The sequence below is a fragment of the Streptomyces sp. NPDC049813 genome, assembly GCF_044465085.1.
In the GTDB taxonomy this organism is placed as follows: Bacteria; Actinomycetota; Actinomycetes; order Streptomycetales; family Streptomycetaceae; genus Streptomyces.
Genome location: NZ_JBITLI010000018.1, coordinates 84,073 through 96,554 on the forward strand (window position 1 = coordinate 84,073; position 12,482 = coordinate 96,554).

The following is a 12,482-nucleotide window of genomic DNA, read 5'->3' on the forward strand; positions in this document are numbered from 1 at the left end:
GGACACTCGATGCACAGAGCCCCGGCCGAAACCCCCGCGGCGCACCCGCCGCCGGCCCGCCGCTACCTGCTGTCCACCGCCGTGCCCGACGTCGCCGCCCACCCCGAGGCCCAGCGCTCCGAACTCGCCGACGACCTGCGCCGCATCGACGCGCTCTTCCTCGGCGAACTCGGCTACCGCAAAGGCGCCGACCTCGGCCTGAACCCCACCCGCGAACAACTCACCAAGGCCCTGCGCGCGTTCGCCACCGCACCCGACCGCGCCCCCGACGACTACGTGGTCCTCTACATCGCCGCGCACGGCATCACCGCCGACTACGACCACCGCCACCACCTGCTGCTCACGGACAGCGACGCCCGCCGACCCCGCGACACCGCGCTGCCCACCGACGCGCTCGTCGCCGAGGTGTGGGAGGACACCGCGATCGAGCGGCTCCTCGTCCTCGTCGACGCCTGCTACGCCGAGGAAGGCACCGACAAGGCGCTGCGCGGCGCCCTGGAGGCGCGCCGCTTCCGCGACCCCGTCACCGAGCACGGCAGCACCGGCCTCGTCCTCGTCGCCTCGTCGCGGCGCAAGGAGGAGAGCTACGCCGGCGCGCTATCCGCCGCCTTCGACCGGGCCGTGCGCCGCGAGGCCACCGCCGGCCACACCCCGGCGCACATCAGCATCGAGCACGTCATGGCCGCCATCGGCGCCGACCCCGAGGTCCCCCCGGCGCAGCGCCCCGTCTGGTCGCTCACCCACGCCACCGCCGGCATCCCCGCGTTCCTGCCCAACCCCCGCCACGTCCCCGACGCGGCCGGGCTCAAACTCGACGAGATCGACCGCATCGTCGCCCTCGGCAGCCGTGAACGCCTCGCCCGCGAACAGGAGTTGCTCGGCTTCTTCCTGCCCCGGGCGCGCGGCACCGACGTACCCACCGAGGAGGTCTGGGACTTCACCGGACGGCACGCCGCCCTCACCGAGCTGACCGCCTGGCTCGCCCCGCACCGCGCCGCCGAACGCCTCTGCGTCGTCACCGGGGACCCGGGCTCCGGCAAGTCCTCGCTGCTCGGCATGGTCGCCGTCCTGTGCGACCCCGAACGCGGCGCCGCCGTGCCCCGCGCCGGCCTGCCGCCCACCCTGCCCGAACCCGGCGCGATCGGCGTCGCCGTCAACGCGAGCCACAAGTCGACCCGGCAGCTCCTCGACGCCCTGTCCGCGGCCGCGGGCGGCGCCGCCGGATCGCTCGGCGCGCTCGCCGCGCAACTCCAGACGCGGACCGGGCCGCTGGTCGTGCTGATCGACTCACTGGACGAGGCGCTCGCCCCACAAGAGGTCGTCCAGGAACTCATCGCCCCCCTCACCGACCCCGAACGCCGTCTGCCGCTTCGCCTGTTGGTCGGTGCCCGCCCGCACATCGCCCGCCGTCTGCCCGCCTCCGCACACCGCGTCGACCTCGACGACGAGCGGTACGCCGACCCCGCCGCTGTCCGCGCCTACACCCGCGCGCTGCTCACCACCCCCGGCTCCGCCCTCGTCCGCGCCGAGCCCCGCCGGGTCGACGCCATCGCCGACGCCGTCGCCGAGGCGGCGGGCCGCTCCTTCCTCGTCGCCCGGATCACCGCCCGCACCCTCGCCCGCGAACCGCAGGTGCCCGACCCGGCCGACCAGCGCTGGCGCGACGAGCTGCCCCGGCTGCCGGGCGAGGCCATGGAGCGCGACCTCGACCAGCGGCTCGGCCCGCTCGCCGGGCAGGCCCGCGACCTCCTCCTGCCGCTCGCCCACGCCCAGGGCGGCGGCCTGCCCTGGGCCGGGATCTGGCCACGCCTCGCCACCGCGCTCAGCGGCCGCGACTACGGCGACGAACACATCGTCTGGCTGCGCCAGGCCGCCGGGTCCTACGTCGTGGAGAGCGTCGAGTCGGACGGCTCGGTCTACCGCGTCTACCACCGGGCCCTCATCGAGTACCTGCGGGAGGGCCGGGACCCCGCCCAGGTCCAGCGCGCGGTGACGCGGACCCTGCGCGGGCTCGACCACCCCTACGTACGCCGGTACCTGGCGCTGCACGCGGGCGAGGGCGGGGTGCTCGACCCGCTGGTGCAGGACGCCGCGTTCGTACTGGCCGCCGACCCGGGCCAGCTCTTCGCCGCCCTGCCCCGCCTGACCACCGCCGAGGGGCGGCGGGCCGGACACGCGCTGCGCGACAGCGAGGAGCTGCTGCGGGACCACGCGGGCCGCGGTCCCGACCCCGAGGCGCGGGCCGCGCTGCGGCTCGCCGCGGTCTGCCGCCGGGCCCGGGCGCTGGCCGACTCCTGCGACACGGGTGCGGGCGAACTGCCCTGGCGGGCCCGGTGGGCGGCCTGGAACCCGCACGAAGGGGCGCGCCGCTACACCGGCCTCAACTGCCGCACCGGCTGGGGCGTGGTGGTGCCCGGCGCGCCGGGCCAGGGCGCCGGCTACCTGGAGATGACCCCCTGGCGCGGCGACCGGGCCTGGTGGGACCTGGAGACCGGCGAGTGGGAAGCGGCCGGCGGCTACCCGGACGAACCGCACGGCGAGACCTGGACGGCCCCGCCGCAGCTGCCCTCGCGCGCGGCCGTCCTCTCGCACGGGCTGCTGATGCGGCCCCAGGGGACCTGGCAGCTCCACTGGCGGCACCACGTGCGGCTGCTCCACCTGTGGACCCAGGGCGGCGGCGACCCCGCCGTGTGGATGCTGCCACCCGCCGAGGGCCTCGACGTCGAACCCGAGCGCCGGCCGCTGCGGGCCGCGGAGCAGGTGGTGGTCCTCGCGGACGACGCCGGCCGCCCGGCGACCGCCCTGCTCCGCTTCGCCGGCGGCGACCTGCTCGCCTACCAGCTGGGAACCGCCCGCGTGTACCAGCCGCTGACCCGGCAGCAGCGCCGCCCGATGGGGCAGGACTCCATCGAGCAGTGGCAGGGCCTGAAGGACCGGTACGCGGCGTATCTGTCCCGGCGGGACCGGGACGTCACGGCGTGCGCCGCGCCGCAGGGACTGCCCGTCGGCCACGCCCTGGCCGGGCACGGGGACGGTTCGGTGCGCGTGCTGTCCTTCGGCGGGGCGCCGGCCCCCGAGACCCGCACCACCACCGGGCACGAGGGCGCCGTGACCCTCGTCGACCTGGTCACCGGACATCCGCAGGGCCGTCTCCTGGTCACGGCGGGCGAGGACGCCACCGTCCGGGTCTCCTCGCCGGCCGCCGGGGAACCGGTGCGCACCCTGCTGTCCGGGGACGGGCCGATCGCCGCGCTCGCCGTGCGCCGCGCCGGCCGGCAGTGGATCGTCGCCGTCGCCACCACCACCGGACACCTGCACCGCGTCGACCTCGACAGCGGGCGCCCGGTCGGGCTGCCCACCCGCATCGAGCGGAGCAAGGACGTCAGGATCGCGGTCTTCGACCTCGGCGCCGTCGCCTGCGTGTCGGTGCAGGGCGACGCGCGCGGCCTCCAGCTGTACGACCTCGTCACCGGCGACCGCGTCGGCGGACAGGTCCAGTCCCACGAGGCCGCCGCCGTGTGCACCGTCGGCGCCACCGTGTGCGTGGGCGGCACCGACGGCGTGATCCGGCTGTGGCCCACCGCGCAGGCCGCCGACTCCGTCCAGCTCCACGCGCACGACGGGCCGGTCCTCGCCCTCGGCACGATCCGCGGCCCGGGCGGCCGCTCCGCGCTCGTCTCCGTCGGCCGCGACTACGAGATCCGCTGCTGGGACCCGGTGCGCTGCCACGAGCTGTGGCGCCGCACGGTCCTCGACCCCGGCGTGTGGACGGTCGAACTCCTCGGCTGCGCCACGGTCGCCCCGGCGGGCGGGGACCGGGACCTCGTCGTCACCGGGGAGTACGGCGGGCGCGTCCGCGTCCTGGTCCTGCGGCACGGACTCCCGGCCGCGGCCCAGGAGTTCACGCTGCCCGAGCCCGTCACCGCCGTCACCACCGGCCGGGTGCGCGGCCGGTCGGTCGTCGTCGCCGCCACCGCGACGGGCCGCGTCGCCTGCTGGGACGTGGACGCCGACCGGATGTACGCACTGGGGCCGACGCCTGGCGACCCCGTATTCGGGGGGCCCGCGGGTGGCGGGCGCGCGCAGGGTGGGCCCGGACTTGGCGGGCCCGTACCCGGAGGGTTGGCGGACGGCGGGCCCGTACCTGGCGGGCCCGTACCTGGCGGGCCTGCACCTAACGGGGCCGTACCTGGCGGGCCCGTACCCAACGCGCCCGCACCCAACGCCCCCGCCCCCGGCAGCCCCGCCTGGACGACGGCGCTCGCTCTCGATCCAGACGGCTCCGGGCGGCTGGTGTGCGGCGCGCGCGACGGCACCCTGCGGGAGTGGTCGCTGCCGGGCTGCCGCAGGACGGGGCCGGTGCGCGCCGTGCACCAGGGGCCGGTGCAGGCGCTCGCCCTGGTCCCCGGGCCCGCCGGGACGCGGCTGCTCAGCGCGGGCGCGGAGCACGTCCTGAGCAGCGGCCCGGACGGCTGGCGCAGCCACCGGCCCGCGCCGGTCCGCTCCTTCCACGTGACCGGGACCGGCGTGCTGTGCGGGGACGGCACCGGCCGGGTCTGGCGGCTGACGGACTCCGGCGGCGGGTGGCGCGTGACGGAGGCGCTCGACGCCGTGCGCCCGGTCTCGGCGCTGACCACCCTGACCGCGCACGGCCGTACCCGCGTGGTGACGGGCAGCATGGCGGGCTCGGTCCAGGTGCGCGACGCCGACCACGGCGAACTGGCCCGGGACCTGCGCCCCCTGTGCGACAGCGGCGTGGAGGACCTGCACACCGTCGCGTGGCGCTCACCGGGCCGCGCCCCGCGCCCGCTGCTGTTCACCCGGAGCCGGCGCGGCCAGCTGGAGTACTGGGACTTCGGGGCGGGGGAGCCGCCCGGCGTCCTGGGGTCCCCGCTGACCAGCCCCGTGCCGCACGCCGACACCGGGCGGGTCCGGACCGTGGACGCGGCCGACGCGACGGACGGCGCGCAGTCGCTGCTCCTGCTCGACATCTGGAACGCCGCCCAGATCAAGCGGCTGTGGAACTACGCGAAGCGCCGCTGGGACGACGTGTACGACCTGCGCCTCGCCGTCCACGACGTGGCCCACGGCCCGCTGCCCGACCAGTGGTGCGCCCCGCCGCGGGGCAGGGTCGAGCCGTTCGACGAGTTGTTCGCGGTGCGCTGCGCGGGCCGGCTGCTCGTCGTCATGACGGTCCGCGGCGAGCCCGCCCGGCTGCTCGACGTCGCGACCGGACGCTGGACGACGCTGGCGTCGTCCACCGTGGTCGACGTGTTCGCGCTGCCCGGGCGCGACGCCGGTGAACTCCTGGTGCTGGACGACTACTTCGCCTGGATCTACCCGCTGGAGGAACTCCTCTCCCACGCCCGGGCCCCCGGCGACCGACCACCGCGCCACACCGTGCTGCTGCGCCGCCTGCTGCGCCGGCCACCGGGCCCCGTCGCCTCCGACGTCCACGTGATGGACGTCCGCCGGGCCCGGTTCGCCGCACTGCTGCCCGGCGGCGAGGCCTACGTCACCGCGGGCGGCGTCCACCTGGCCGTGGCGGCGGTCCGCGGCGGCGCGTCGCAGCGCTACGTCCGGCTCCCCGCCCGCTGCACCGCGCTGACCGTCGGTCCGGCCGGCGAGATCGTGGTCGGAACCCGCAACGGACCGATCCTGTTCGACTGACGGCCTCCCCCAGCGCCATACCGCTCGGTATGCTCGGCGTCCGTCCGGCCACCCGCCTGCGCCCCAGCCCACGCTCCGGGAGACGACATGCCCCGCACCGCCCTGCGTATCTGCCCGCTCTGCGAAGCGACCTGCGGGCTGAGCCTCACCCTGGAGGGAACGCGCGTCACCGGCGCCCGCGGCGACCGCGACGACGTCTTCAGCCGCGGCTTCATCTGCCCCAAGGGGGCCTCCTTCGGCGCCCTCGACGCCGACCCCGACCGGCTCACCCGGCCCCTCGTCCGCAAGGACGGGCGGCTCCAGGAGGTGGGCTGGGACGAGGCGTTCGACGCCGTGGCCGCCGGCGTGCGGCCCCTCGTCGAGGCCCACGGGCCGCACGCCGTCGGCGTCGTCCTCGGCAACCCGAACGTGCACACCATGGCAGGCGCCCTCTACCCGCCCGTCCTGCTCGGCGCCCTGCGCACCCGTAACCTCTTCACCGCCTCCACCGTCGACCAGATGCCCAAGCACGTCTCCAGCGGCCTGCTCTTCGGCGACGCGAACGCCATCCCGGTCCCCGACCTCGACCGCACCGACCACCTGCTGATCCTCGGCGCCAACCCCCTGGAGTCCAACGGGAGCCTGTGCACCGCCCCGGACTTCCCCGGCCGGCTCAAGGCCCTGCGCGCCCGCGGCGGCACCCTGACCGTCGTCGACCCACGGCGCACCCGCACCGCCGCCCTGGCCGACCGGCACCTCGCGATCCGGCCCGGCACCGACGCACTGCTGCTCGCCGCCCTCGCCCACGTCCTCTTCGAGGAGAAGCTCGTCGACGTCGGGCCGCACCTCGCCGACCACGTACAAGGACTCGGCGAACTCGCCGACGCGCTCGCGGACTTCACCCCCGAGGCCGTCGCCGGCCGCTGCGACGTCCCGGCCGCCACCGTGCGCCTCCTCGCCCGGGAGCTCGCCGCCGCGCCCACCGCCGCCGTCTACGGGCGCGTCGGCAGCACCACCGTCGCCTTCGGCACCGAGGCCAGCTGGCTCGTCGACGTCTTGAACATCCTCACCGGCAACCTCGACCGGCCCGGCGGCGCCCTCTTCCCGCTCTCCGCCACCGCCCCCGCGCCCCGCCCCGCGGGCCCCGGCAAGGGCTTCGCCCTCGGCCGCTGGCGCAGCCGTGTCTCCGGCCACCCCGAGGCCAAGGGCGAACTGCCGCTCGCCGCGCTCGCCGAGGAGATCGACACCCCCGGCGACGGCGCGGTCCGGGCCGTCATCGCCATCGCCGCCAACCCGGTCCTGTCCGCCCCCGACGGCGACCGCCTCGACCGGGCGCTGGACTCGCTCGACTTCATGGTCAGCGTCGACCCGTACCTGAACGAGACGTCCCGCCACGCCCACGTCGTGCTGCCGCCGCCCCCGCCGTCCCGCAGCGCCCACTTCGACTTCGCGTTCAACGCCTTCGCCGTGCGCAACCAGGCCCGCTACACCCCGGCCCCCGTCCCCCTCGCGGACGGGCAGCCCGACGAGTGCGCCCTGCTCGCCCGCCTCGTCCTCGCGGTGGGCGGACAGCACGGCGCACCGGCCGGCGCCGTGGACGAGACGGTCATCGCGGCCACCCTCGCCAAGGCCGTCGCCACCGCGCACTCGCCCGTCTTCGGCGCCGACCCCGAGCGGCTCGCCCGCGAGCTGACCGGCCGCACCGGACCCGAGCGCCGCCTCGACATGATGCTGCGCCTCGGCCCCTACGACCTCACCCTCGACGACCTGCTCGCCCACCCGCACGGCATCGACCTGGGCCCGCTGCAGCCACGGCTCCCCGCGGTCCTGAAGACCCGCGGCGGCCGGATCGACCTGCTGCCGGAGCCGATCGCCGCCGACCTGCCGCGCCTGCGCGCGGAACTGGGCCGCGCGGGCACCGGCCTCGTCCTCGTCGGCCGGCGCCACCTGCGCTCCAACAACAGCTGGATGCACAACATCCCCGCCCTGACCGGCGGTTCCAACCGCTGCACCCTCCAGGTCCACCCCGGCGACGCGGCCCGGATCGGCCTGACCGACGGGGAGCCCGCCCGGGTGCGGGCGGCGGGCGGCGAGGTCGTGGCCCCGGTGGAGGTGACGGACGCCGTGCGCCCCGGCGTCGTCAGCCTCCCGCACGGCTGGGGCCACGACCGTCCCGGGACCCGGCTCGGCGTGGCCGCGAAGGACCCGGGGGTCAACGTGAACCAGCTGCTCGACGGCAGCCTGCTCGACCCGCTCTCCGGCACCGCCGTGCTCAACGCGCTCCCCGTCGACGTCCGAGCGATCCTGCCCGTACCGTCGTGACCTGGAGTTTTGCGCTTATTGCTCGCGCGTCAACACCTTGTTAACGCCCGCGCCGCGCCCCTAACGTCGCGCTGACCGCCACCCCCGGGCGGCAGTTCAACGGCGAACGTAGGGACCCACTCCATGCTGACCATCCTCGGATTCGTCATGATCGCCACCTTCCTGGTGCTGATCATGATGAAGAAGGTGTCGCCGATCGCGGCGCTCGTGCTGATCCCGGCGCTCTTCTGCGTCCTGGTCGGCAAGGGGGCGCACCTCGGCGACTACGTCATCGCGGGCATCGGCGACCTGGCGCCCACCGCGGCGATGCTGATGTTCGCCATCGTCTACTTCGGCGTGATGATCGACGTCGGCCTCTTCGACCCGGTCGTCCGGGCCATCCTGCGCTTCGCCAAGGCCGACCCCGTCCGCATCGTCGTCGGCACCGCCGTGCTCGCCGCGATCGTCTCCCTGGACGGCGACGGCTCCACCACCTTCATGATCACCGTCTCGGCGATGTACCCGCTGTACAAGCGCCTCGAGATGAGCCTCGTCGTGATGACCGGTGTCGCCGCGACCGCCAACGGCGTGATGAACACCCTGCCCTGGGGCGGCCCCACCGCCCGCGCCGCCACGGCCCTGAAGGTCGACGCGAGCGACATCTTCGTCCCGATGATCCCCGCGCTCGCCGCCGGACTCGTCTGCGTCCTCCTCCTCGCCTACGTCCTCGGGCGCCGCGAGCGCAAGCGGATCGGCTACCTGTCCCTGGACTCCGTGGTCGAGGAGGGCGTGAGCGAGACCGCCGACGCGAAGGTCCTGGCCGGCGCGGGCGGCGGCGGCACGGGCACGGGCACCGCCACCAGCGGCGGTGACCACGCCGCGGCCGCGTACGAGAACGAGGACGGCGAGACGTTCGCCGGGCTCGACCCGCGGCGCGCGACCCTGCGGCCCCGGCTCTACTGGTTCAACGCGCTCCTCACCGTCGCCCTGCTCACCGCGATGATCATGGAGCTGCTGCCGATCCCGGTCCTCTTCATGCTCGGCGCCGCCCTCGCCCTCTCCGTCAACTTCCCGCACATGCAGGAGCAGAAGGCACGGATCGGCGCCCACGCCGAGAACGTCCTCAACGTCTCCGGCATGGTCTTCGCCGCCGCCGTCTTCACCGGCGTCCTCCAGGGCACCGGCATGGTCGACCACATGGCCGAGTGGGTCGTCGGCGGCATCCCCGACTGGATGGGCCCCCACATGGCCCTGGTCACCGGCGTCCTGTCGATCCCCTTCACCTACTTCATGTCCAACGACGGCTTCTACTTCGGCATCGTGCCGGTCCTCGCCGAGGCCGGGAACGCGCACGGCGTCTCCACCCTGGAGATTGCCCGCGCCTCCCTCGTCGGCCAGCCGCTGCACATGTCCAGCCCGCTGGTCCCGGCCGTGTACGTGCTCGTGGGCATGGCCAAGGTCGAGTTCGGCGACCACACCCGGTTTACCGTCAAGTGGGCCGCGCTGACCGCCCTGGTGGTCCTCGGCGCGGGCCTGCTGTTCGGGATCGTCTGAGGATGGTGCCGTGACGTACGAGTCCGGCGCGCGGCGGGGCTGGCTGCTCCGCCTCGTCCTCGCCTTCAGCTGCGCGCAGTCGGCGGTGTCGATGGCCCGGCCCGCCGTCTCCTACCGGGCCCTCGCGCTCGGCGCCGACGAGCGGGCCGTCGGTGTGATCGCCGGCGTCTACGCACTCCTGCCGCTGTTCGCCGCGGTCCCGCTGGGCCGGCGCACCGACCACGGCCGGTGCGCCCCGCTGCTGCCGGCCGGGGTCGTGCTCATCTCCGGCGGCTGCGCGCTCAGCGGCCTCGCGGGCTCCCTCGCGGCGATGGCCGCCTGGAGCGGCGTGATGGGCCTCGGCCACCTCTGCTTCGTCATCGGTGCCCAGTCGATCGTGGCGCGCCAGTCCCCGCCCGACGAACAGGACCGCAACTTCGGCCATTTCACCATCGGCGCCTCCCTCGGCCAGCTGGTCGGGCCGGTCGCCGCGGGCGCCCTGATCGGCGGCCCGGACATGGCGGGCACCAGCGCCCTCGCCCTGCTGGTCGCGGCGGGCGGCTGCGCGGTGGCGTTGACATCGCTGTGGCGCATCGAGTTCCGTCGTACGGGGACGGGGGCGCCGCCCAAGAGGGCCGCGGGCCGTGTCCCCGTGCACCGCATCCTGCGCACCCGGGGCGTTCCCGGCGGCATCTTCATCAGCCTCGCCGTGCTCTCCGCGACCGACATCCTCACCGCCTACCTCCCGGTGGTCGGCGAAGACCGGGGCATCGCCCCGTCCGTCATCGGCGTCCTGCTGAGCCTGCGCGCGGGCGCCACGATCGCCTGCCGACTGGTGATGACGCCGCTCATCGACTGGCTCGGCCGCTCCGTCCTGATCGCCACGACCTGCCTGCTGGCCGCCCTGCTGTGCGCGGGCATCGCGCTTCCCGTCCCGGTCCGGGCCCTCGGCGTGATGCTGGTGCTGCTCGGCTTCTGCCTGGGCGTGGGCCAGCCCCTGTCGATGACCACGGTCGTCCAGGCGGCCCCGCCGGACGCGCGCTCCACCGCCCTGGCCCTGCGCCTCACAGGCAACCGCCTCGGCCAGGTGGCGGCGCCCGCGTCGGCGGGCCTGATCGCGGGAGTGGCGGGCCCGGCGGCCCCGTTCGTGATGCTGGGCGGATTGCTGCTGATGGCGGCAACGTTCGGCTTCCGGAGCACCAAGGAGCGCCCCGAAGGGGCGCGGGGAACGGCGCGAGCAACCACAACGAACCCGGCACCCGCCGACGAATCCACGGCCGACAACGGCGCCTAGGGCGTGTTTTGAAAGTCCCGCCTGCCCCGCGACGCCCGGCACGCACGCTCGCGGCGTTGCCGAAGCGCCCGAATAGCTCCGCTATGAGGACGCTCCGGCGCCTTGCGATCGCACGCACCGGACGCCGCGGGGCCCGCCCTTCGGGCGGACGACGGGACTTTCAAAACACGCCCTAGGCGCTCGCTCACCCCGCCGATTCCACTACAGCCCCGTGGAGCACGTGACCCATGTCTCTGGCGCCACAAAACTATCGCCGCTAGTTTAGGACGCGGACAGACGAGCGGCGAGAGAGGGAGTGCCATGCGGCCCCACGACGGCATGTACATCGGCGGCGAATGGCGGCCCGCCGCCGGCAGCGACACCATCGCCGTCGTCGACCCGGCCGACGAGAAGGTGATCGGCCACGTCCCCGCGGGCACCGCCGAGGACATCGATGCCGCCGTACGCGCCGCCCGCACCGCCTTCCCCGGCTGGGCCGCGACCCCGCCCACCGAGCGCGCCGCGCGGATCGCCGCGCTCCGGGACGTCCTGGTGGCCCGCAAGGACGAGATCGCGGAGACGGTCACCGCGGAGCTGGGCGCCCCGCTGCCGTTCTCGCAGGCCGTGCACGCCGCCGTACCGGTCCTGGTGGCGGGCTCCTACGCCGAACTGGCCGCGAGCCACCCCTTCGAGGAGAAGGTCGGCAACTCCACGGTCTACGCCGAGCCGGTCGGCGTCGTCGGTGCCATCACGCCCTGGAACTACCCGCTCCACCAGATCGTCGCCAAGGTCGCCCCGGCGCTCGCCGCGGGCTGCACCGTCGTCCTCAAGCCCGCCGAGGACACCCCGCTGACCGCCCAGCTGTTCGCCGAGGCGATCCACGAGGCGGGGCTGCCCGCGGGCGTCTTCAACCTGGTCACCGGCCTCGGCCCGGTCGCGGGGCAGGCCCTCGCCGAGCACGCGGGCGTCGACCTGGTCTCCTTCACCGGCTCCACCGCGGTCGGCCGGCAGATCGGCGCGACGGCGGGCGCCGCCGTCAAGCGCGTCGCCCTCGAACTCGGCGGCAAGTCGGCCAACGTCATCCTGCCCTCCGCCGACCTCGCCAAGGCGGTCAACGTCGGCGTCGCCAACGTCATGGGCAACTCCGGCCAGACGTGCAGCGCCTGGACCCGGATGCTCGTGCACACCTCGCAGTACGACGAGGCCGTCGAGCTCGCCGCGGCGGCCGCCGCCAAGTACGGCGACCGCATCGGCCCGCTGGTCAACGCCAAGCAGCAGGCGCGCGTGCGCGGTTACATCGAGAAGGGCGTCGAGCAGGGCGCCCGCATCGTGGCGGGCGGCCCCGAAGCCCCGCGCCCGCAGGGCTACTTCGTCCAGCCCACCGTCTTCGCCGACGTCACCCCCGACATGGCCGTCGCCCAGGAGGAGATCTTCGGCCCGGTCGTCTCCCTCATCCGCTACGAGGACGAGGACGACGCCGTCCGCATCGCCAACGGCACCGTGTACGGGCTCGCGGGCGCGGTCTGGGCCGGCGACGAGGCGGAGGCCGTCGCCTTCGCGCGCCGGATGGACACCGGCCAGGTCGACATCAACGGCGGCCGCTTCAACCCGCTCGCGCCCTTCGGCGGCTACAAACAGTCGGGCGTCGGCCGCGAGCTGGGTGCGCACGGCCTGTCCGAGTACCTCCAGACCAAGTCCCTCCAGTTCTGAGGAAGTCGAGTTGCCC

General features: G+C 75.2%; 5 protein-coding genes. All 5 read left to right on the forward strand.

Going from position 1 to position 12,482, the window contains the following annotated elements; translation table 11 throughout:
* Positions 1–9: 9 nt before the first annotated feature.
* The 5 genes from ACIBW6_RS29950 to ACIBW6_RS29970 all read left to right on the forward strand — a co-directional run bounded on the left by ACIBW6_RS29950 (position 10) and on the right by ACIBW6_RS29970 (position 12,466).
* Positions 10–5,670, forward strand: coding sequence for a caspase family protein (locus tag ACIBW6_RS29950; protein WP_399065040.1), 5,661 nt, complete (start codon positions 10–12; stop codon positions 5,668–5,670).
* A gap of 87 nt (positions 5,671–5,757) precedes the next feature.
* Complete coding sequence (locus tag ACIBW6_RS29955) at positions 5,758–7,971, forward strand: molybdopterin oxidoreductase family protein (RefSeq protein WP_399065042.1); 2,214 nt, start codon at positions 5,758–5,760, stop codon at positions 7,969–7,971.
* Between the two features lie 123 nt (positions 7,972–8,094).
* On the forward strand, positions 8,095–9,504 hold the full coding sequence (locus tag ACIBW6_RS29960) for a CitMHS family transporter (protein ID WP_399065045.1): 1,410 nt from the start codon (positions 8,095–8,097) through the stop codon (positions 9,502–9,504).
* A 10-nt stretch (positions 9,505–9,514) separates the two neighbouring features.
* On the forward strand, positions 9,515–10,777 hold the full coding sequence (locus ACIBW6_RS29965) for an MFS transporter (RefSeq protein WP_399065047.1): 1,263 nt from the start codon (positions 9,515–9,517) through the stop codon (positions 10,775–10,777).
* A gap of 300 nt (positions 10,778–11,077) precedes the next feature.
* A complete protein-coding gene (locus ACIBW6_RS29970) occupies positions 11,078–12,466 on the forward strand; it encodes an aldehyde dehydrogenase family protein (RefSeq protein WP_399065048.1) in 1,389 nt (462 codons plus the stop codon).
* Positions 12,467–12,482 lie beyond the last annotated feature (16 nt).